The organism is Pseudomonas sp. ADAK2 TE3594, from assembly GCF_053628675.1.
This window is the reverse complement of sequence record NZ_JBRJGV010000001.1, coordinates 356,411-377,385: the sequence shown is the minus strand read 5'-3', so window position 1 is coordinate 377,385 and position 20,975 is coordinate 356,411. Positions and strand designations below refer to the sequence as shown.

At 59.8% G+C, this 20,975-nt stretch carries 18 protein-coding genes; 4 read left to right on the top strand and 14 right to left on the bottom strand.

Features of this window, described 5'->3' with window-relative positions; genetic code table 11:
* Positions 1–199: 199 nt before the first annotated feature.
* From guaA to AB7M22_RS01675, 4 genes are all read right to left on the bottom strand, one after another.
* Entirely contained in the window at positions 200–1,777 is a 1,578-nt protein-coding gene (guaA, locus tag AB7M22_RS01690) for a glutamine-hydrolyzing GMP synthase (protein ID WP_007903619.1), read from the bottom strand.
* A gap of 93 nt (positions 1,778–1,870) precedes the next feature.
* On the bottom strand, positions 1,871–3,340 hold the full coding sequence (gene guaB, locus AB7M22_RS01685; protein WP_007903618.1) for an IMP dehydrogenase: 1,470 nt from the start codon (positions 3,338–3,340) through the stop codon (positions 1,871–1,873).
* Between the two features lie 231 nt (positions 3,341–3,571).
* Positions 3,572–4,120 carry a sugar ABC transporter ATPase gene (locus tag AB7M22_RS01680; RefSeq protein WP_454185018.1) on the bottom strand — a complete coding sequence of 183 codons (549 nt, stop codon included), beginning with the start codon at positions 4,118–4,120 and terminating at the stop codon, positions 3,572–3,574.
* 184 nt (positions 4,121–4,304) lie between these two features.
* Positions 4,305–5,072, bottom strand: a complete 768-nt coding sequence (locus AB7M22_RS01675; protein WP_454185017.1) for a sulfite exporter TauE/SafE family protein — start codon at positions 5,070–5,072, stop codon at positions 4,305–4,307.
* Between the two features lie 100 nt (positions 5,073–5,172).
* Here AB7M22_RS01675 and AB7M22_RS01670 point away from each other — a divergent pair, with 100 nt between their 5' ends.
* From AB7M22_RS01670 to AB7M22_RS01660, 3 genes are all read left to right on the top strand, one after another.
* Complete coding sequence (locus AB7M22_RS01670) at positions 5,173–6,069, top strand: LysR family transcriptional regulator (protein WP_454185016.1); 897 nt, start codon at positions 5,173–5,175, stop codon at positions 6,067–6,069.
* 138 nt (positions 6,070–6,207) lie between these two features.
* A complete protein-coding gene (gene xseA / locus AB7M22_RS01665; RefSeq protein WP_454188746.1) occupies positions 6,208–7,587 on the top strand; it encodes an exodeoxyribonuclease VII large subunit in 1,380 nt (459 codons plus the stop codon).
* Positions 7,588–7,590: 3 nt separating this feature from the next.
* The gene (locus AB7M22_RS01660) at positions 7,591–8,412 is read left to right on the top strand and encodes a peptidoglycan DD-metalloendopeptidase family protein (RefSeq protein WP_454185015.1); all 822 of its coding nucleotides are present in this window, start codon (positions 7,591–7,593) and stop codon (positions 8,410–8,412) included.
* 117 nt (positions 8,413–8,529) lie between these two features.
* Here AB7M22_RS01660 and AB7M22_RS01655 read toward each other — a convergent pair whose 3' ends face one another.
* A complete protein-coding gene (locus AB7M22_RS01655; protein WP_454185014.1) occupies positions 8,530–8,886 on the bottom strand; it encodes a hypothetical protein in 357 nt (118 codons plus the stop codon).
* Positions 8,887–9,279: 393 nt separating this feature from the next.
* On the opposite strand from AB7M22_RS01655, the gene leuA reads away from it, so the two are divergent.
* Positions 9,280–10,959 carry a 2-isopropylmalate synthase gene (gene leuA, locus AB7M22_RS01650; RefSeq protein ID WP_007903610.1) on the top strand — a complete coding sequence of 560 codons (1,680 nt, stop codon included), beginning with the start codon at positions 9,280–9,282 and terminating at the stop codon, positions 10,957–10,959.
* Positions 10,960–11,161: 202 nt separating this feature from the next.
* Here leuA and AB7M22_RS01645 read toward each other — a convergent pair whose 3' ends face one another.
* The 9 genes from AB7M22_RS01645 to pilW all read right to left on the bottom strand — a co-directional run bounded on the left by AB7M22_RS01645 (position 11,162) and on the right by pilW (position 20,968).
* On the bottom strand, positions 11,162–11,953 hold the full coding sequence (locus AB7M22_RS01645; protein WP_052967491.1) for an amidohydrolase: 792 nt from the start codon (positions 11,951–11,953) through the stop codon (positions 11,162–11,164).
* Positions 11,941–13,089, bottom strand: coding sequence for a pyridoxal phosphate-dependent aminotransferase (locus AB7M22_RS01640; protein ID WP_454185013.1), 1,149 nt, complete (start codon positions 13,087–13,089; stop codon positions 11,941–11,943). The genes AB7M22_RS01645 and AB7M22_RS01640 overlap by 13 nt, the downstream gene beginning before the upstream one ends.
* Positions 13,090–13,313: 224 nt before the next feature.
* The gene (gene der / locus AB7M22_RS01635) at positions 13,314–14,783 is read right to left on the bottom strand and encodes a ribosome biogenesis GTPase Der (protein ID WP_008070964.1); all 1,470 of its coding nucleotides are present in this window, start codon (positions 14,781–14,783) and stop codon (positions 13,314–13,316) included.
* Positions 14,784–14,923: 140 nt separating this feature from the next.
* Positions 14,924–16,075 (bottom strand): outer membrane protein assembly factor BamB, encoded by a 1,152-nt coding sequence (bamB, locus tag AB7M22_RS01630; RefSeq protein ID WP_032836290.1) that lies wholly within the window; start codon positions 16,073–16,075, stop codon positions 14,924–14,926.
* Positions 16,068–16,709, bottom strand: coding sequence for a tetratricopeptide repeat protein (locus AB7M22_RS01625; protein ID WP_454185012.1), 642 nt, complete (start codon positions 16,707–16,709; stop codon positions 16,068–16,070). The genes bamB and AB7M22_RS01625 overlap by 8 nt, the downstream gene beginning before the upstream one ends.
* A 40-nt stretch (positions 16,710–16,749) precedes the next feature.
* Positions 16,750–18,039: a histidine--tRNA ligase gene (gene hisS / locus AB7M22_RS01620; protein ID WP_063341451.1), complete on the bottom strand. Its 1,290-nt coding sequence runs from the start codon at positions 18,037–18,039 to the stop codon at positions 16,750–16,752.
* 23 nt (positions 18,040–18,062) lie between these two features.
* Entirely contained in the window at positions 18,063–19,172 is a 1,110-nt protein-coding gene (ispG, locus tag AB7M22_RS01615) for a flavodoxin-dependent (E)-4-hydroxy-3-methylbut-2-enyl-diphosphate synthase (RefSeq protein ID WP_007903603.1), read from the bottom strand.
* Positions 19,173–19,175: 3 nt separating this feature from the next.
* The gene (locus AB7M22_RS01610; RefSeq protein WP_454185011.1) at positions 19,176–20,210 is read right to left on the bottom strand and encodes a RodZ domain-containing protein; all 1,035 of its coding nucleotides are present in this window, start codon (positions 20,208–20,210) and stop codon (positions 19,176–19,178) included.
* Entirely contained in the window at positions 20,210–20,968 is a 759-nt protein-coding gene (gene pilW, locus AB7M22_RS01605; protein WP_007903601.1) for a type IV pilus biogenesis/stability protein PilW, read from the bottom strand. Before pilW ends, AB7M22_RS01610 begins: the two co-directional genes overlap by 1 nt.
* Between the last annotated feature and the right edge of the window lie 7 nt (positions 20,969–20,975).

The window sequence follows — 20,975 nt, the reverse complement described above, 5'->3', positions numbered from 1 at the left end:
GCACCGTTTCTCAGTTTGTCGAGCACAAAAGGCCCGCATTACGCGGCAACGCTGTTCGCTTAAGGGAAAGATAAATCCGTGGTGAGGGAGCTTGCTCCCTGGCCACAATGAATCAAACGAACCTTAAGTGAATAACATTGCGCATTATGCGGGCCTCCACTTTCTTGCTAGTGACTACTGGTCATTGCCAGTCGACACATCACTCCCACTCAATCGTCGCCGGCGGCTTGCTCGACACGTCGTAAGTGACGCGGGAGATGCCTTCGATTTCATTGATGATCCGGCCGCTGACGGTTTCCAGCAGTTCGTAAGGCAGGTGTGCCCAACGCGCGGTCATGAAGTCGATGGTTTCCACGGCACGCAGGGCCACGACCCAGGCGTAACGACGGCCATCGCCCACCACGCCCACCGATTTCACCGGCTGGAACACCACGAATGCCTGGCTGACCTTGTGGTACCAGTCGGCTTTACGCAGCTCTTCGATGAAGATGTGGTCGGCGCGACGCAGCAGGTCGGCGTATTCCTTCTTCACTTCACCAAGAATCCGCACGCCCAGACCCGGGCCCGGGAACGGGTGACGGTAGACCATGTCGTACGGCAGGCCCAGTTCCAGGCCCAGACGACGGACTTCGTCCTTGAACAGTTCGCGCAGGGGTTCAACCAGCTTGAGGTTCATTTCTTCCGGCAAGCCACCCACGTTGTGGTGCGACTTGATCACGTGGGCCTTGCCGCTTTTGGCGCCAGCCGACTCGATCACGTCCGGGTAAATGGTGCCTTGGGCGAGGTACTTGATGTTGTCCAGTTTGTTCGACTGGGCATCGAATACGTCGATGAAGGTACGGCCGATGATCTTGCGCTTCTTCTCTGGGTCGCTTTCGCCTGCCAGATTGTCGAGGAACTGGTCCTCGGCGTTGGCGCGAATCACTTTGACGCCCATGTTCTCGGCGAACATGGCCATCACTTGCTCGCCTTCGTGCAGGCGTAGCAGGCCGTTGTCGACGAACACGCAGGTCAACTGGTCGCCGATGGCCTTGTGCAGCAGCGCGGCAACCACCGAGGAGTCAACGCCGCCGGACAAGCCGAGCAATACGTTGTCGGTGCCAACCTGGGCGCGGACCTGGGCGATGGCGTCTTCAGCAATCTTCGAAGGTGTCCACAGGGCTTCACAGCCGCAGATATCGAGGATGAAGCGCGAGAGGATGCGACCACCCTGCTTGGTGTGGGTCACTTCCGGGTGGAATTGCACGCCGTAGTAGCCGCGTGCATCGTTGAACATGCCGGCAATCGGGCAGCTCGGGGTGCTGGCCAGGATGTGGAAGTCTTCCGGCATCTTGGTGACCTTGTCACCGTGGCTCATCCACACGTCGAGACCGAACAGGCCATCGGCGTCGATATGGTCTTCGATGCCATCGAGCAGACGGCTCTTGCCGACCACGTCAACGCGGGCATAACCGAACTCACGCAGCTCGGAACCTTCGACCTTGCCACCCAGCTGTTCAGCCATGGTTTGCATGCCGTAGCAGATACCGAAGACCGGTACGCCCAGGTCAAACACCGCTTGCGGGCAGCGCGGGCTGTCGGCTACGTGCACGGACTCGGGGCCGCCGGCGAGAATGACGCCTTTTGGAGCGAATTCGCGAATCGCTTCGTCGTCCATGTCGAACGGATGCAGTTCGCAGTACACGCCGATTTCACGCACGCGGCGGGCAATCAGCTGGGTGTACTGGGAACCGAAGTCGAGGATCAGGATGCGGTGGGCGTGAATGTCGAGGGCCATGTGGTCAGTCTCGTCTATGCAGTTCGGTGAAGAGAATCAGAAACAACTCGGGGCTGAAAACAGCCCCGGTTACTTAACTTATTGCTGGAAGCCTCAACCTACGCGGTAGTTTGGCGCTTCTTTGGTGATTTGCACATCGTGAACGTGGGACTCGGCCATGCCGGCGCCGGTGATCCGCACGAACTCAGGCTTGGTGCGCATTTCTTCGATATCGGCGCTACCGGTGTAGCCCATGGAAGAACGCAGGCCGCCCATCAGTTGATGGATGATGGCGCTCAGGGTGCCCTTGTACGGAACACGCCCTTCGATGCCTTCCGGAACCAGTTTCTCGGCGCCTGCCGAGGAGTCCTGGAAGTAACGGTCGGAGGAACCTTGAGCCTGGGACATGGCGCCCAGCGAACCCATGCCGCGGTAAGCCTTGTACGACCGGCCCTGGAACAGTTCGATCTCGCCCGGTGCTTCTTCAGTACCAGCGAACATCGAGCCCATCATCACGCAGGAGGCACCGGCAACGATGGCCTTGGACAGGTCACCGGAGAAACGGATGCCGCCGTCGGCGATCAACGGAACGCCAGTGCCTTCGAGGGCAGCGGCGACGTTGGCGATGGCACTGATTTGCGGAACGCCGACACCGGCAACGATACGGGTGGTGCAGATCGAGCCAGGACCGATACCGACCTTGACTGCGTCAGCGCCGGCCTCGGCCAGGGCCTTGGCGGCAGCGCCGGTGGCGATGTTGCCGCCGATGACCTGCACTTCAGGGAAGTTCTGCTTGACCCAGCGAACGCGGTCGATCACGCCTTTGGAGTGACCGTGAGCAGTGTCGACCACTACTACGTCAACACCCGCGTGGACCAGGGCAGCTACGCGGTCACCGGTGTCTTTACCGGTGCCGACTGCAGCGCCAACGCGCAGACGACCTTGATCGTCCTTGCTGGCCAGTGGGTAAGCCTTGGCTTTTTCGATGTCGTTGACGGTCATCATGCCTTTGAGGGCGAATTTGTCGTCGACGATCAGCACGCGTTCGATACGGTGCTTGTGCAACAACTCACGGACGTCGTTCTTGTCGGCGCCTTCCTTGACCGTGACCAGACGCTCTTTAGGCGTCATCACTTCACGGACACTGACGTCCAGACGGTTTTCGAAACGCACGTCACGGGAAGTGACGATGCCGACCAGGTCGCCATCATGCAGTACCGGTACGCCGGAGATGTTGTGCAGGCGAGTCAGTTCGAACAGTTCACGAACCGTGGCGTCAGCCTCGATGGTGATCGGGTCCTTGACCACGCCGGCCTCGTACCGCTTGACCTTACGCACTTCGGCAGCTTGCTGCTCGATGGTCATGTTCTTGTGGATGATGCCGATGCCACCTTCCTGAGCCATGGCAATTGCCAAGCGGGCTTCAGTAACGGTGTCCATGGCAGCAGAAACCAGTGGAATATTCAGCTCGATGCCACGGGTAAGGCGGGTCTTGAGACTGACTTCGTTAGGAAGAACCTCGGAATAACCGGGCACTAAAAGAATGTCGTCGAAGGTCAGAGCTTCTTGGCTGATACGCAGCATCGCGGGGGCTCCCGAGCGGGAAAATGGAAGCGCGCCATTATAGTCAGACACCCCCTCGGGTTCAATGTAAAACTCTGTCTATTATCGACGCGGTGATCGACGGAGGTTTTGGCACACAAATCCCGTAGGAGCGAGGCTTGCCCGCGAAGGCATCGACTCGGTGTATCTGATGTACCGCAGCGATGCCTTCGCGGGCAAGCCTCGCTCCTACAGTACGGGACTGGCGCAGGTTTAAAGTTCGACTTTGACCCAACTCACAGGCTGATCCAGCCAATCGGCGAATTCGTCGATGAAGCTTTGCTTGAACCCGGCCTCGAGCCAGTTGTTGAAGATGAAACCCAGGTTGGAAAAGCCGCATTCCTGCAAGAACAGAAACCCGTTGATGTCATCTTCATGCCCGCACTCAGGGCACGTGAAGTTATCGGTGCGCCCTGGCATCCAGTCTTCCAGGCTTTCGAACAATGCTTCGCCGACTTCCTTGCGGCACTCGGCGCAGCCAGCTTCTTCGAGAAACCCCTTGGCCGGAGTATAAATGCAGCGCTTGGTGATGATTTCCAGACCATTGACCGGCTCGCCGAACGGCAGCGCGTCAGGGTGCAGGGCCACGGCGCGGGCGCCGTCGGCGATGGCGTGGGCCATGCGATTGCCGGTGCGGCCACAGGTGGTCAGTTCTTCTTTGATGATGTTCTTGCGCACCAGCCAACGCACGACCGCCCGGGCCCGGGGTTCGTGTACCGGCAAGGTGGAGATTTTCGGGACGATGATGCTTTGCGAGTTCATGGTGCAAGCCTACTGCGTCAAATGGATATTTCTGCGGTGTTCGTCCTGACGCCATCGCGGGCAAGCCCGCTCCCACACGATCTCGGTCGTAAACACATTTGTGCTCACCTGAGATCCTTGTGGGAGCGGGCTTGCCCGCGATAGCGCCAGGGCGGCCGGCAGCTTAATCCCTGACGAAATCCGGTCAAGTACTCAAATAGCGCCCGATCAAGGCAATCCCGCTGGCCAGCACCAACCAGGTCACCAGCCGCACGAATGCCTCGCGGGACAATTTCATGGTCAATCGCCGGCCGATCCACAACCCCAGCGCCATCGCCGGCAACAAACACAGCGCCAATACCAACAAGGGTAGCTCGGCATACACGCCGGCGACGGCAAACAGGCTCAAACGCACCACAGTGCTGCAACTGATCAACGCACTCTGGGTCGCCCGGGCCGCGTCCTTGGGCAACCGACTGTTCAAATAAATCGCATATAAGAAGCCGCCACTGCCAAACAACGCCCCGAACATCCCGCCCACCGTGCCCATCGGCACCGCCCACCCGGCGGACAATTGCGCGGGGCGGGTTTTAATCCACAGGCTGTAAACCGCATAGGCGCTGATAAACAGCCCCATCAACAGCAGCAAAACATCGGATTTCAGGTTCAGCAGAAAGATCACCCCCAACGTGCAGCCCACCGCCATGCACGGCAGCAGCCGCAGCAATTCGGACCTCGCCACATCCCGTCGCGAGGGCAGCAGATTGCCGAACGCCGCGACGAAATCCAGCAGCACCAACAGCGGCACGATTTTCGACAGCGGCATGAACAGGATCAAAATCGGCCCAGCCACCAGCGCGGTGCCAAAACCAGCGATGCCGAACACGATGTAGGCCAGGGCAACGCCCAACCCGATCACCAGCCAATCCACCGCACCCCACGGCCATTGGTTTAACAACTCCAGCACATTCATCGACACGGTTTCCTTTTATTCCTGCGATGACTTTAGCCAGCGCCGAACGTTGCGACTAATATCTTCCACATCGACTAGCCATCTCGAAAAGGCATACCTCGTGCTTTCAACCCGCCAATTGCGTTACTTCGTGGAAATCGCCGAGAGCGGCAGCTTCAGCGCTGCAGCCGAGCGACTGTTTATTGCTCAATCCGCCTTGAGCCGGCAGATCAAGGACATGGAAACCCGACTGCAAACGCCGCTGTTCGAACGCACCGCGCGCCAACCCCGACTGACGGCGGCGGGTGAAGCCTTTTTGCCTCGGGCCAGAAACCTGCTGAACGAACTGACCAAGGCCAGTGAGATGGCCACTCAGGTGGGCACCGGTCAACTGGGCGTGTTGCGCCTGAGTCACTCCAGCACGGTGCCCATGAGCGGTCGGCTGTTGCGAGGTATCAGCGAATATCTTAATCAGCATGCCGGTGTGTCCATGGACATCGTCAAACTGTCCTCCGAGGCGCAGCTGGAAGAATTGGCCGAGGGTCGCCTCGATGTGGGCCTGTTGCGCCTGCCGGTGCTGCGTCAGTGTGAAGGGGTGCAGATTGTTCCGCTGTACAGCGAGCGTCTGTTGCTGGCGGTGCCGCCGAATCATCGATTGGCTGTGGATAAGTTCGCGCAAGGCATCGATCTGGCGCAGTTGAAGAATGAAGCGTTTATTTCCATCCCTCATCCACAGCGCGGCGGCCTGAGCTATTTGTCCGCCGAGTTGTGCATGCGCCAGGGGTTCTTTCCCCAGGCGGCTCGAGTGGTGTCGCGCAAAACCACGCAACTGCAATTGATCCAGGCCGGGTTCGGCATCGCGCTGTTACCGGAATCGATGCAAGACATCGCGCCGCCGGATATCCACTTCCTGCCCTTGGCCGACCCGGACTGCCACAGCACCGTCGCCCTCGCCTGCCGGCAAAATTCCACGGCGCTGGTCCAGCAATTTGTCGAACACTTCACCCGATCGGCGTAGGAGCTGCCGAAGGCTGCGATCTTTTGATCTTCAGCAATTTCAGCCTCGCCGAAAATCAAGGTCAAAAGATCGCAGCCTGCGGCAGCTCCTACAGGGGGATCGTGCATTGCGCAGGAGATTGCCTTTATCATGCGCCCCATGATTAAAGATCCCTTTGCAAGACTCGGCCTGGACCGGGAAGTCCTGACTGTCAGCCAGCTCAACGGCCGCGCGCGGGTGTTGCTCGAAGACGTGTTCAGCAATATCTGGGTCGAAGGCGAAATCTCCAACCTCGCCCGCCCGGCGTCCGGCCATGTGTATTTCACCCTCAAGGACAGCGGCGCCCAGGTGCGTTGCGCGCTGTTCCGGCAGAACGCCGCGCGGGTTCGCCAGGCGTTGAAGGACGGCTTGGCGGTCAAGGTTCGCGGCAAGGTTTCGCTGTTTGAAGGTCGTGGCGACTACCAACTGATCCTCGACACCGTGGAGCCGGCCGGTGATGGCGCCCTGCGCCTGGCCTTCGATGCCTTGAAGGAAAAGCTCAGCGCCGAAGGCCTGTTCAGCGCCGAGCGCAAAGTGCCGCTGCCGGCGCACCCGCAACGCATCGGCATCATCAGCTCGCCCACCGGCGCGGTGATCCGCGACATCATCAGTGTGTTCCGCCGCCGCGCGCCGCAGATCCAACTGACGCTGATCCCCACCGCCGTGCAAGGCCGCGAAGCCACTGCGCAGATTGTCCGCGCGCTGAAACTGGCGGACGCCCGCGGTTTCGACGCATTGATCCTGGCCCGTGGTGGCGGCTCGCTGGAAGACCTCTGGTGTTTCAACGAAGAAGCCGTAGCCCGCGCCGTGGATGCCTGCGTGACGCCGATTGTCAGCGCTGTCGGCCACGAAACCGACGTATCGATCAGTGACTTCGTCGCCGACGTCCGCGCCCCCACGCCCTCCGCCGCTGCCGAACTGCTCGCGCCGGACTCCAGCGATCTGGTGCGTCGGGTCGAAAGCCTGCACCGGCGCCTGGTGATGCGCATGCGCGACCGCCTGATGCGTGATCGGCTGCGCCTGGAAGGTATTTCACGCCGACTGCGCCATCCCGGTGAACGACTGCGTCAGCAAGCACAACGTCTGGATGATCTGGACATGCGCATGCGCCGCGCCTTCGAACGCAGCCTCAATACCCCTCGCGAACGTTTGATCCGCCTGGAAACCCGCCTCGCCGGGCAACATCCCGGGCGGCAATTGGCGATGCTTCGTCAGCGCCTCGACAGCCTCGCCGAACGCCTGCCCCGGGCCATGCGTGAAGGGCTTAAATCCCGCCGCCTGCAACTGCAAAGTCAGATGCAGACGCTGCACGTGGTCAGCCCGCTGGCGACCCTCGCGCGTGGTTACAGCATTCTGCTGGACGAGCGCGGCAACGCGATTCGCAGCGCCGCTCAGACCCATACCGGCCAGCGCCTGAAAGCCAAACTAGGTGAAGGCGAACTGCAAGTGCGGGTCGAAGACAATCACCTGACGCCTGTCACCCTTTCTTTACTGGATTGATCCATGCCGCGTTTTCTAGTTCCGCTGCTGTTGCTGTGCCTGACCTTCAACGCCCACGCCGACAGTTACATCACCCGCCTGTTGAACAAACCGGTGCCGGGGGGCGTGGCAGTGGTGGATTTGGGCAGCTCCGCCCAGGCACCCAAAGCCAGCTATCAGGGGAGACCGGTATTGGTGGTCAAGGAACAGAACAACTGGCTGGCCATCGTCGGCGTGCCGCTGACGGTCAAACCGGGTAGCCAGTCGCTTAGCGGCGGCGGCCGCAATCTGAGCTTCACCGTCGGCAGCAAGAAATACCCGGAACAGCACATCACCCTGAAGAATACCCAGCAGGTCAATCCGAACCCGGAGAACCTCAAGCGCATCGAGGGTGAGCTGGCGGAGCAGATCCAGGCCTACCGCAGCTTCAGCCCGAACACTCCGAGCAATCTGCTGCTGGACAAACCGGTCAACGGGCCGCTGTCGAGCAAGTTCGGCGTGCGCCGCTTTTTCAATGGCGAAGAACGCAACCCCCATGCGGGCCTCGACTTTGCGGTGCCCGCCGGCACGCCGATCAAAACCCCGGCCGCCGGCAAGGTGATCCTGATCGGTAACTACTTCTTCAATGGCAATACGGTATTCGTCGACCACGGCCAGGGCTTTATCAGCATGTTCTGCCACATGTCGAAGATCGACGTGAAAGTTGGGCAGCAATTGGCGCGAGGTGGCGTGGTCGGCAAAGTCGGCTCCACGGGGCGCGCGACCGGGCCGCATATGCACTGGAACATCAGCCTGAATGATGCGCGGGTGGATCCGGCGATTTTTATCGGGGCGTTTCAGCCTTAAATAGTTGTTGAGGCTACCGGCCTCTTCGCGGGCAAGCCTCGCTCCTACGGATTGGGGATGACCGCAACAAATCTGTAGGAGCGAGGCTTGCCCGCGAAGAGGCCTCATTGGCGCCGCCTATTCCGCCTCAAGGTCCTCAATTCCGTGGACCTCCCTATGAGCCAGACGCTCTTTGATCCAGGCCTGGGTTTCCTCCGAGAAACCCGCCAATTCTTCAGATGTGATCAGCTCATGGGTACACAGCCCCAGCAAATGAGCAGGCGCTTCATTGCGTGAGTGACCGAAAACGCCAAACGCCCAATACAGCTCCTGCTGACCGGCCTTCAGCCTTTCTTCACTGGCTTCAATACGGTCATAAGGCGCCAGGCTTTTATCCAGCACCGTACGCTCGACCTCTTCCATAATCCGGGTACACATCCGTTCATGGGCTACTGGACGCAGCGCGCTATAGAGCTTCCAATCCGACTCGTTCATCGCCAACTCCTGCTTCCTGGTCGTCAGGTTGAGGCTTTAAGAATAGCTGCGTCGCCCGAACTGCAATCGCCAACCTTCAATTGCGCATCGCTCAAACCTCGCGCAAACATCAATACAATCTCTGCCATTCACCGCAACAAAATCTCAATAAACACGACTTTTCGAGTATTCCTCTCAATTTTTTTCGACTGCTTGCCATCCTTCATCCCCGCGGTTAGGGTTGAAGGCATGAAAACCTCTCACACCCTCATTCAGCTCCGCCAGCACCGCAGCCTGTGCCTCGTCAGTGCACGACTGCCAGGCTGAATCGCGGTGCCTCGTCTTACGCTTTATCCCAACTTTTGATCCACCGGCAGGCCGCCTTTTTTCGGCCCACACAATAAGGATTTTCCGATGAGCATGCTCAAAGACCCGTCTTCGAAATACCGCGCGTTCCCGACCATCGACATCCCGGACCGCACCTGGCCATCGAAGACCATCACCGCCGCGCCGATCTGGTGCAGCTCGGACCTTCGTGACGGCAACCAGTCGCTGATCGAGCCGATGGACGCGGTCAAGAAGCTGCGTTTCTGGAAAACACTGGTACAAGTCGGCGTGAAAGAAATCGAAGCCTCGTTCCCGGCCGCTTCGCAAACCGACTTCGACTTCGTGCGTACGCTGATCGAAGACGGCCACATCCCGGACGACACCACCATTCAGGTGCTGACCCAGGGCCGTGAAGACTTGATCGCACGTACCTTCGAATCCCTGCGCGGGGCCAAGAAAGCCATCGTTCACCTGTACAACGCGACCTCCCCTTCCTTCCGCCGCATTGTCTTCAATCAAGACAAGGACGGGATCAAGGCCATCGCCGTGAACGCCGCCAAGCTGTTCGTCAAATACGCCGCCCAGCAGCCGGACACCGAGTGGACCTTCGAGTACTCGCCAGAAACCTTCAGCGCTACCGAACTCGAGTTCGCCAAGGAAGTCTGCGACGCGGTCATCGAAGTGTGGAACCCGACGCCTGAGCACAAGGTGATCCTCAACCTGCCTGCCACCGTCGAATGCGCCACCCCGAACATCTATGCCGACCAGATCGAATGGTTCGGCCGTCACATCAACCGTCGTGACAGCGTGATCATCAGCCTGCACACCCACAACGACCGTGGCACTGGCGTAGCCGCCACCGAGTTGGGCCTGATGGCCGGCGCCGACCGTGTCGAAGGCTGCCTGTTCGGCAACGGCGAGCGGACCGGTAACGTCGATCTGGTGACCGTGGCATTGAACCTCTACACCCAGGGCGTCGACCCTGAGCTGGACTTCTCCGACATCGATGGCGTGCGTAAAGTCGTCGAAGAGTGCAACCAGATTCCTGTGCACCCACGTCACCCGTATGTCGGTGACCTGGTTCACACCGCGTTCTCCGGCTCGCACCAGGATGCCATCCGCAAAGGCTTCGCCCAGCAGCAACCGGACGCCCTGTGGGAAGTGCCGTACTTGCCGATCGACCCGGCCGACATCGGCCGCAGCTACGAGGCGGTGATTCGTGTCAACAGCCAGTCGGGCAAGGGCGGTATCGCTTACCTGCTGGAACAGGAATACGGCATCAACTTGCCGCGCCGCATGCAGATCGAGTTCAGCCAGGTCGTGCAGCGTGAAACCGATCGCCTGGGCCTTGAGATGACGGCCCAGCAGATCCACGCGCTGCTGCACAGCGAGTACTTGCAGGCCAACACGCCGTACGCGCTGGTCAGCCATCGCTTGCAGGAAGAAAACGGTCACAGCGCCGTGGAAGTGGAAGTCTCCAGCAAAGGTCAGGGCGAAACCAACCTGCACTGGCGTGGCAAGGGCAACGGCGCTCTGGAAGCACTGGTGGCCGGTCTGCCGATCCCGGTGGAAATCATGGACTACAACGAACACGCCATCGGCGCGGGCACCAATGCCAAAGCGGCGGCTTACATTGAACTGCGCGTAAACGGTGAGCGTGCGGTGCATGGCGTCGGCATCGATGAAAACATCACCACCGCCAGCTTCAAGGCCCTGTTCAGCGCGCTGAACCGCTCCCTGAGCCAGCCGGAAGCGAAAGCGGCGTAAGTCAGCGCTGCAATGCAAAAGGCCCCGGGGTGAAAACCTCGGGGCCTTTTTGTTTGCCTGCAGATTATGTATTGGCTGTCATGGCCTCATCGCGGGCAAGCCCGCTCCCACAGTGATAGCGCCGAACACAAAGTTTGTGCACACCACCGAACCTGTGGGAGCGGGCTTGCCCGCGATGAGGCCGGTTCAGACAGCGAAAGTCTCAGGTGAACTCGAAGGTATCCGCATCCAGATTCGCCGGAAACCGTGTGCGATAAGCCGCCAGCTCCGCCGCGTCCAGAACGACCTTGAATACCCCATCGGCATCGCCTGCGCTGAGCAACGTCTCACCCTGGAAATCCAGCACCTGACTGTCACCGGTGTAGGCAAAGCCTTTGCCGTCGGTACCGATGCGGTTCACCGCCGCCACATAGCAGAGGTTTTCAATCGCCCGTGCCGGTAGCAAACGGTTCCAGTGCTGGCGCCGGGCGCCCGGCCAATTGGCGGTGTACAGCAACAAGTCGGTGTCTTGAGGGTCGCGGCTCCAGACCGGGAAACGCAAGTCGTAGCAAATCAACGGCCGCACTCGCCAGCCCTTCAATTCGAACTGCACCTGACGCTCGCCCGGAGTGAAATGGTTGTGCTCGCCCGCCATGCGGAACAGGTGACGCTTGTCGTAGTGCCACACCTCCCCGTCCGGCCGCGCCCACAACAGACGATTGCGATGACTGCCGTCAGCCACCTGGACGATGATGCTGCCGGTAATCACCGCATCCAGTTTCGCCGCCTGAACCCGCAGCCATTTACTGGTGGGGCCATTTTCCGGCTCGGCGAGGGTTTCCGATTCCATGGAGAAACCGGTGGTGAACATCTCCGGCAGGATGATCAGGTCCGCGCCGCGAGCCTGTTCCAGCAAGGGCTCGAAATGCTGCAGATTGGCCTGACGATCATGCCAGGCCAGGGTGGTCTGGATCAGCGCAACATTCAGATTGGGCAGAGCACTCAGATCACGCATAGTTTTGCCGCTGCTTCACGCAGGGTCTCCTCGCGTTTGGCAAAGCACAGACGCACCAGGCGCTGGCCTTCGGGTGGCGTCTGGTAGAACACCGAGATCGGAATGCTCGCGACGCCATGTTCGCGGGTCATCCACAGTGCCATCTCTACATCATTGAGGTCCGGGCGAATCTGCGAGTAATCGACCAGCTGGAAATAAGTACCGGCCACGCGGGTGAAACTGAAGCGCGACGGCGACAGCAGATCGCAGAACAGATCGCGCTTGGCCTGATAGAAGTCCGGCAACTCTTCGACGTGTTCCGGGTGCTCGGCCATGTAATCGGCCAACGCGTATTGCAACGGCGTCACGCCGCAAAAACTAACGTATTGGTGAACCTTGCGCAGCTCCGCGCTAAGGGCTGGCGGAGCCACCACGTAACCGGTTTTCCAGCCGGTGACGTGGTAGGTCTTGCCGAACGAGCTGACCACGAATGCGCGCTGATAGAGCTCTTCGTGGGCCAATACGCTGACGTGAGGCACACCGTCGAATACCAGGTGTTCGTAGACTTCGTCGCTGATCACATAAATGTCGCGATCACGAATCAACACCGCCAACTGATCCAGCTCGGCACGACTGATCAGCGCGCCGCTGGGGTTATGCGGGGTATTGAGGATAATCATCCGCGTGCGCGGCGTAATGGCTTCAGCGAGCTTCTGGAAGTCGATGGCGAAGTCATTCAGGCCCAATTGCACATGGACGCAGCGACCACCGGCCAGCTCCACCGAGGGTTCATAACTGTCGTAGGCCGGATCAAACACGATGACTTCGTCACCGCTGTGGATCACCGCCTGAATGGCGCAGAAAATCGCCTGAGTCGCGCCGGGAGTGACCGTCACTTCGCTGTCGGCATCGACATCGGCGCCATAGCTGCGAGCGATCTTCGCCGCAATCTGTTGACGCAACACCGGCAGGCCAGTCATCGGCGAGTACTGGTTGTGACCACTGGCGATATGCCGGCCGACTGCATCGCGCAGGGCCTGCGGGCCGTCGAAATCGGGAAACCCTTGAGACAGATTGATCGCCCCGGTTTGCGCCGCGAGCTGAGACATCTGCGTGAAGATAGTGATGCCGACATTCGGCAGCTTGCTGGTGATCATCGGTGATTCCCTGGCTCTGCACCCGGCTCTACGACGGCACGGGAGAGCTCGAGAATAGCCCAAACGACGCCCATAAAAAAAGGGCGCCTTAAGCACCCTTTTTCGAACCCGGTCCCGTAGGAGCGAGGCTTGCCCGCGAAGAACGATAATGCGTTCTACCTGGCACACTGCGGTGTGGCTTTCGCGGGCAAGCCTCGCTCCTACAGAAGCCAGGCAGCCTCAAATCAACGCTTGTCGCGGCGCTTTTTGTCGGCTTTCTTGTGGTGCGACATCATCCGACGCTTCTTGTTGACCTGGCGGTCGGTGAGCGAGTTCTTGTTACCTTCGTACGGGTTCTCGCCGCCCTTGAACTCGATACGGATCGGCGTACCGACCAGCTTCAAGACACGGCGATAAGTGTTTTCCAGGTAACGCACGTAAGACTTCGGCACCTTCTCGATCTGGTTACCGTGAATCACGATGATCGGCGGGTTCGCACCACCCAAGTGGGCGTAACGCAGCTTGATCCGACGGTTGTTGACCATCGGTGGCGCGTGCTCGCCAACCGCATCTTCCAGAATCTGGGTCAGGCGGTTGGTCGGCCAGCGGGTGACCGCGGACTTGAACGAGTTCTGTACCGACGCGTAGAGGTTGCCTACGCCAGTGCCGTGCAGGGCCGAGATGAAGTGGATGTCGGCGAAGTCGACGAAGAACAGACGACGTTGCAGCTCGACCTTCACGAAGTCGCGCTCGCTCGGCGTCATGCCGTCCCACTTGTTGATCGCGATAACCAGCGCACGACCGGCTTCAAGGGCAAAGCCCAGCAGGTTGAGGTCGTGGTCCACCACGCCTTCGCGGGCGTCCATCACGAAGATCACCACGTTGGCGTCTTTGATCGCTTGCAGGGTTTTGACCACGGAGAACTTTTCGACTTCTTCGTGGATCTTGCCGCGCTTGCGCACACCGGCGGTGTCGATCAGCGTGTACTTCTCGTCGTTACGTTCAAACGGGATGTAGATACTGTCGCGGGTGGTGCCGGGTTGGTCATAAACGATAACCCGGTCTTCACCGAGCATGCGGTTGACCAGGGTCGATTTGCCGACGTTCGGACGACCGATGATGGCGATCTTGATACCGTCTTTTTCGCTTGGGCCAGGAATGCGCTTGGCTTCCTCACCTTCGGCAACGATCTCTTCTTCGCCTTCTTCCGGCTCTTCGTCGTCTTTGGGGAAGTCGCTCAGGGCGATTTCCAGCATCTGGGTGATGCCACGACCATGAGCACCGGCGATCGGGATCGCGTGGCCCATGCCCAACGGGGCGAATTCGGCGCGGGCCATTTCAGGGTCGATGTTGTCGACCTTGTTGGCAACCACGTAGGAACGCTTGTTACGCTTGCGCAAGTGCTCGGCGATCATCTGGTCGGCCGCGGTGAAACCGGCCTTGGCATCTACCAGGAACAGAACGACATCTGCTTCTTCAATGGCCAGCAGCGACTGCTCGGCCATTTTTTCGTCCATACCGTGCTCGTCACCGGAGATACCGCCGGTGTCGACCAGAATGTAGGAACGCCCTTGCCACTTGGCCTCACCGTACTGGCGATCACGGGTCAGACCGGACAAGTCGCCGACAATGGCGTCGCGAGTCCTGGTCAGGCGGTTGAACAAGGTGGACTTGCCGACGTTCGGTCGGCCCACCAGGGCGATTACGGGAACCATGCGGCTCTCCACTTCGTTATTTCAGAAAATACAAAAGCCGCTGCGAGGCAGCGGCTGGTGCTCGGGGCAGCGCCTGTAAGCACTGCGAGCCCCGCAGAACGGGGCCGCTTGGGGAACTAACCCCAAGCATAGTCAAACCATTACTTGATGGTCAGGGCTTCCAGTTTGCCGCTGTTGCCATACACATAAATCGTGTCACCCACCACCAGCGGACGGGCACGCAGGCCGTCGCTGTCGATGCGCTCGCGGCCGACGAAACGACCGTCCACCTGACTCAGCAGGTGCAGGTAACCTTCCATATCACCGACTGCAACATAGCTGGAGAACACTTCTGGAGCCGACAGTTGGCGGCGGGCCAGCGAATCGTTGCTCCACAACGCGGTGGTAGAACGTTCGTCAACGCCTTCAACGGTGCCTGCAGACAGGCTCACGTAGACACTGCCAAAACCCTGGGCAACGCCGGCATAGCTGGAAGCATCACGCTGCCAGAGCTGACGACCGCTTTCCAGATCCAGTGCCGCGACGCGACCCTGGTAGCTGGCGACATACAGTGTACCGCCGGACAGCAGCAAGCCACCGTCGATATCGACCACACGTTCCAGCTCCGAACGACCTTGTGGAATCGCTACGCGCTGTTCCCACACCGGCACGCCGTTGGAAACATCCAGAGCGACCACTTTACCAGTCGACAGGCCAGCCACCGCGAGGCGGTTGGTGACGATCGGTGCGCTGGTGCCGCGCAGGGTCAGAACCGCTGGCGTGCTGTCATACAACCAGCGCTGGTTGCCGGTGGCGGCATCCAGACCGATCAGACGGTCATCCTGGGTCTGAACCACAACAACGTCACCGTTGGTGGCCGGCGGCGCGAGCACTTCACTGGTCACGCGAGCGCGCCATTTCTCTTCACCGCTGCTGGCGTCCAGGGCAACGATTTCGCCCTTGAGCGTGCCGATCATGACCAGACCGTAACCCACGCCAACGGCGCCGGAGACAGGCAGTTCGAGATCTTTCTTCCATTTGACGTCGCCATTGCTGCGATCCATCGCCATCACCACGCCGGTGACGTCGGCGGCATAGATGGTATCGCCATCGATCGCCGGAACCAGCATGTTGTAGGTTTCGCCCTGACCGTCACCGATCGAACGACTCCACTGCTTTTGCAGAACCACTTCTTCCTTGAAGTCGGTCAACTCGGCCGGTGGCAATTCTTTTTTGCTGTTGCTGCTGCAACCCGCGGCCAATATGGCCAGAGCCAGCAATGCTGCATGTTTCCAACGGATCACGTCACGCATCCCCTTTGGCCAGGTCGTCCAGCTTGATTTGTAGGCCACCGACCGCCGCTTCATCCGACAGTGCCGCCTTGGCTTTTTGATACGCCGTGTTCGCTTCGTCGGTACGACCCAGCTGCACCAGCAGGTCGCCTTTGAGTTCTTCGCGAGTGGCCAGGAAAGCTTTGTCGGCATCGCCTTCGAGCAGTTTCAGGGCTTCATCGACCTTGTTCTGCGCGGCCAGCACCTGCGCCAGACGCTGACGGGCAATTTCGCCGAGTGCCGGGTTGGCCGGTTTGGCGATAATGGCTTTCAGCTCGCTGGCTGCGTCGTCCAGCTTGCCGCTGTCGACTGCAACTTTCGCCACGAACAGGCTGCCGTATTGCGCGTAAGCGGTGCCGCCAAACTCGCTGTTGAGCTTGCCGGCCAGGTCCGAAACACGTGCAGCATCAGGCTTGCCGTCAGGCGTCAGCGTGGTTTCGAGCAATTGCTGATAGAGAATCGAGGCGCCTTGCGACTGATTGCTCTGATACTTCTGAAAGGCCTGCCAGCCGAATACGATGACCAGCGCCAACAGGCCGCCAGTGACCAGGGGCTTGCCGTTGCGTGTCCACCAGTCCTTCAACTCCGCCAGATGTTCGTCTTCGGTACTCGACACCCCAATACTCCTTAATCGCTAAATCGGCTGTTTGACAGCTTCAACCCTGCACGACGCAGGTGGCCAGGTGTGCAGCAAGCGCATCCCAGGCAATGCTTTGTTGTTCGCCCTGGCCACGCAGGGGTTTGAAACCTACCACTTGCTGGGCCATTTCGTCGTCACCGAGGATCAATGCGTACAGCGCACCGCTCTTGTCGGCTTTCTTGAACTGGCTTTTGAAGCTGCCGGCGCCGGCATTTACTTGCAGGCGCAGGTTGGGTAATTGATCGCGAACACGCTCGCTCAGGGTCAGACCGGCCAGCTCGGCGGCTTCACCGAAGGCGCAGAGGTAGACATCGACCTGACGGGAGATTTCTTCGGGAATCTGTTCCAGGGTTTCAAGCAGCAGCACCAGGCGCTCGATGCCCATGGCGAAGCCAACGCCCGTGGTCGGCTTGCCGCCCATCTGCTCCACCAGACCGTCGTAGCGACCACCGGCACACACAGTGCCTTGGGCGCCCAACTTGTCGGTGACCCATTCGAAAACGGTCTTACTGTAGTAATCCAGCCCGCGAACCAGCTTCGGGTTGATCACATAAGGAATGCCGGCGGCGTCCAGACGAGCCTTTAGGCCCTCGAAGTGCACGCGGGATTCCTCGTCGAGGTAATCGGCCATCTTTGGCGCGTCGGCCAACGCCGCTTGAGTGTCGGGATTCTTGGTATCCAGAACCCGCAGCGGGTTGGTTTTCAGACGGCGCTGGCTGTCTTCGTCCAGTTGATCCAGGCGAGCAGACAGGTAGTCGACCAGTGCTTCACGATAACGGCCACGGGACTCGCTGGTGCCCAGGCTGTTGAGTTCGAGCTTGACCGCATCGCGGATACCCAGCTCGCCCCACAGGCGCCAGGTCAGCACGATCAGCTCGGCGTCGATGTCCGGACCGTCGAGGTTGAAGACTTCGCAACCGATCTGGTGGAACTGGCGATAACGACCTTTCTGTGGACGTTCGTGACGGAACATCGGGCCGATGTACCAGAGTTTTTGCACCTGACCGCCGCCGGTGATGCCGTGCTCGAGCACCGCACGCACGCAGGCCGCTGTGCCTTCAGGGCGCAGGGTCAGGGAATCGCCATTGCGATCCTCGAAGGTGTACATCTCTTTTTCGACGATGTCGGTCACTTCACCGATGGAGCGTTTGAACAGCTCGGTGAACTCGACGATCGGCATGCGGATCTGCTTGTAACCGTAGTTATCCAGCAGACGCGAGACGGTGCCCTCGAAATGACGCCACAGGGGAGTCTGTTCGGGCAGGATGTCGTTCATGCCACGAATGGCTTGCAGAGACTTGCTCACTTTAAATCCTTAAATTCGTTCGATCAGCCGCGAGCGATTACAGCTGCGTCGGCTTCGACCTTTTCGGCCGCTTTCTGGCGGATCAAGCGTTCAAGCTCATCCACCAGATTGTCATTCGTCAGTTTCTGCGACGGTTTACCGTCGATGTAAATCAGGTTTGGCGTGCCGCCGGTCAAGCCGATATGGGCTTCCTTGGCTTCGCCCGGCCCGTTGACCACGCAACCGATCACCGCGACATCCAGCGGCACCAGCAGGTCTTCGAGGCGCCCTTCCAGCTCGTTCATGGTTTTGACCACATCGAAGTTCTGCCGCGAGCAGCTCGGGCAGGCGATGAAGTTGATGCCACGGGAACGCAGGTGCAGGGATTTGAGAATGTCGTAGCCGACTTTCACTTCCTCGACCGGATCGGCCGCCAACGAGATGCGAATAGTATCGCCAATCCCTTCGGCGAGCAGCATACCGAGGCCCACGGCGGATTTCACTGTGCCTGAACGCAAACCACCGGCTTCAGTGATGCCCAAGTGCAACGGCTGGACGATTTCCTTGGCCAGCAAGCGGTAGGCGGCGACGGCCATGAACACGTCGGAGGCTTTCACGCTGACCTTGAAGTCCTGGAAATTCAGGCGCTCGAGGTGTTCGACATGACGCAAGGCGGACTCGACCAGCGCGGCTGGAGTCGGCTCGCCATATTTCTTTTGCAGGTCTTTTTCCAGGGAACCGGCGTTGACGCCGATGCGGATCGGAATCCCGCGATCACGGGCGGCATCGACCACCGCACGCACGCGGTCTTCGCGACCGATGTTGCCCGGGTTGATCCGCAGGCAATCCACACCCAGTTCGGCTACGCGCAAAGCGATCTTGTAGTCGAAGTGGATGTCGGCCACCAATGGCACTTTGACCAGCTGCTTGATCTTGCCGAAGGCTTCGGCGGCGTCCATGTCCGGCACGGAAACCCGCACGATATCGACCCCAGCGGCTTCCAGACGATTGATCTGGGCCACGGTGGCGGCCACGTCATTGGTGTCGCTGTTGGTCATGCTCTGCACAGCGATAGGCGCATCGCCGCCCACGGGCACGTTGCCGACCCAGATCTTGCGGGATTCGCGACGTTTGATTGGAGATTCGCCGTGCATGACTTATTGACCCAACTTCAGGCGAGCAGTCTCGCCACTGGTGAACGGAGCGACATCGACCACCTGCCCGTTGTAGCTGACCTGCGCGCCACGGGCGAAGCCCAGACGCACGGAAAAAGGCGGTTTGCCGCTGACAGTAACATTTTCGCCTTTACGCTTGAGACCACTCAACAGCACCTTACCCGTGCCATCGGTGACTTGCGTCCAGCAATCGGCAGTGAATTGCAGTTGAACCTGGCCTTGGCCAGCCACCGGAGCCGCTGGAGCCGCTGGAGCCGGGGCGGTGGGAGCAATCGGAGCAGTGACAACCGGTGCCGGAACAGCTGGAACAGCCGGCGCAGGCGTCGCCGGTGTCGCGACAACCGGAGCAGTGCTGTGGGCCACAGCCGCAGGCGTCACTGCTGGAGCCGCTGGTGCTGGAACCGGTGCGCTCGTTTCGGCACTGACTGGCTCCTCGGTCGAAGTCTCGGCCTGAGGCAGCGCAAGAGGGGTTTCACCTTCAGCCTGACCTTGCGCAACGGCCTGGTCTTCCGGCTCGTCCAGTGGATGGATCTGGGTGGTGCCGTCGGCGCCTTCGACTTCAACGTGTTCCGGGGCCAGCCCGATCAGGTCCTTGGTGCGCAATGAGGTTTGATCCTGCCACCAGACAAAACCACCGCCAATCACCGCGAGCAGCAACAGCAGGCTGACAATTCGCAAAATAGTGTGAGAAACCCGAACCGGCTCTTCGATACGTCCCAGGCTGTGGACGTTGCTGCCCTGGGAGTCGGTGCCGGTGGATTGGTCGAACTGCTGGACCAGAACGGTTTGGTCCATGCCGAGCAATTTGGCATACGCGCGAATATAGCCACGAGCAAAGGTGTGCCCAGGCAGCTTGTCAAAAGCGCCGGCTTCCAGATTGCTCAGGGAATTGACGGTGAGGTTGAGCTTGAGGGCCACTTCGGCCAGCGACCAGCCATTGCTTTCGCGGGCCTGGCGCAAAGTCTCACCGGGGTTAACGCGATTCGCTGCTACAACTTCGGGATGCGCCGCTTTCATCATTGCTCCGACAGGTATTGCTGATATTCCGGCGTACCGGGATAGAGTCGTTTTAATTGCAGGCCAAAACTGGCGGCCTTGTCGCGATCTTCGAACACTTTTGCCAGACGAACGCCGAGCAATAGACTACGTGCATTTTGCTCGGTGAGCAGGCTAAAACGGTCGTAATAGTCACGCGCGGGCACATAATGCCTGTCTTCGTAAGACAACTCAGCCATTTCCAGCAACGCACGTGGCTGTTGGCGATTCAAACGCAGGGCTTTTTCCAGTTGCTGGCGGGCCAGATCACGCTGGCCAAGCTTTGATGCGGTCATGCCCAGGTTTTCGAAAACCCGTGAACGCTCAGGATACAGGGTATCGGCGGCGGCCTGTTCGAAGCGTTCGTACGCCTCTTTGTAACGTTTCTCTTCGAAAAGAAAACTGCCGTAGTTATTCAGGATTCGCGCATCGGCGGGACGAGAAGACAGCGCCTTGCGAAAATGCTGATCGGCCAGTTCCGGCTCCATCTCGGCCTGGAACACCAGCCCCAGCGCCGCGTTGGCGTCAGGATCCGAGCTATCCAGGTCCAAGGCCTTCTTCAACGGGACCTTGGCGCGCTCGGTCATGCCCTGCTGCAGATACCCCAGGCCCAGCTGCACGTAGGCGGCACGCGCCTCATCACGGCCCTTGCTGGTCTTCATCGGGTTGAAATCGCCCGACAGGACACAACCAGCACAGAGGCTGGCCAACAGCACAAGCAGCGCGAAGCGCAGGGACATAGAGATC

Excerpts from the sequence above, each read along its gene's own strand:
- guaA (WP_007903619.1), bottom strand. The coding sequence starts at position 1,777 with ATGGCCCTCGACATTCACGCCCACCGCATCCTGATCCTCGACTTCGGT.
- guaB (WP_007903618.1), bottom strand. The coding sequence starts at position 3,340 with ATGCTGCGTATCAGCCAAGAAGCTCTGACCTTCGACGACATTCTTTTA.
- AB7M22_RS01680 (WP_454185018.1), bottom strand. The coding sequence starts at position 4,120 with ATGAACTCGCAAAGCATCATCGTCCCGAAAATCTCCACCTTGCCGGTA.
- AB7M22_RS01675 (WP_454185017.1), bottom strand. The coding sequence starts at position 5,072 with ATGAATGTGCTGGAGTTGTTAAACCAATGGCCGTGGGGTGCGGTGGAT.
- xseA (WP_454188746.1), top strand. The coding sequence starts at position 6,208 with ATGATTAAAGATCCCTTTGCAAGACTCGGCCTGGACCGGGAAGTCCTG.
- AB7M22_RS01660 (WP_454185015.1), top strand. The coding sequence starts at position 7,591 with ATGCCGCGTTTTCTAGTTCCGCTGCTGTTGCTGTGCCTGACCTTCAAC.
- AB7M22_RS01655 (WP_454185014.1), bottom strand. The coding sequence starts at position 8,886 with ATGAACGAGTCGGATTGGAAGCTCTATAGCGCGCTGCGTCCAGTAGCC.
- leuA (WP_007903610.1), top strand. The coding sequence starts at position 9,280 with ATGAGCATGCTCAAAGACCCGTCTTCGAAATACCGCGCGTTCCCGACC.
- AB7M22_RS01645 (WP_052967491.1), bottom strand. The coding sequence starts at position 11,953 with ATGCGTGATCTGAGTGCTCTGCCCAATCTGAATGTTGCGCTGATCCAG.
- AB7M22_RS01640 (WP_454185013.1), bottom strand. The coding sequence starts at position 13,089 with ATGATCACCAGCAAGCTGCCGAATGTCGGCATCACTATCTTCACGCAG.
- der (WP_008070964.1), bottom strand. The coding sequence starts at position 14,783 with ATGGTTCCCGTAATCGCCCTGGTGGGCCGACCGAACGTCGGCAAGTCC.
- bamB (WP_032836290.1), bottom strand. The coding sequence starts at position 16,075 with ATGCGTGACGTGATCCGTTGGAAACATGCAGCATTGCTGGCTCTGGCC.
- ispG (WP_007903603.1), bottom strand. The coding sequence starts at position 19,172 with ATGCACGGCGAATCTCCAATCAAACGTCGCGAATCCCGCAAGATCTGG.
- AB7M22_RS01610 (WP_454185011.1), bottom strand. The coding sequence starts at position 20,210 with ATGAAAGCGGCGCATCCCGAAGTTGTAGCAGCGAATCGCGTTAACCCC.
- pilW (WP_007903601.1), bottom strand. The coding sequence starts at position 20,968 with ATGTCCCTGCGCTTCGCGCTGCTTGTGCTGTTGGCCAGCCTCTGTGCT.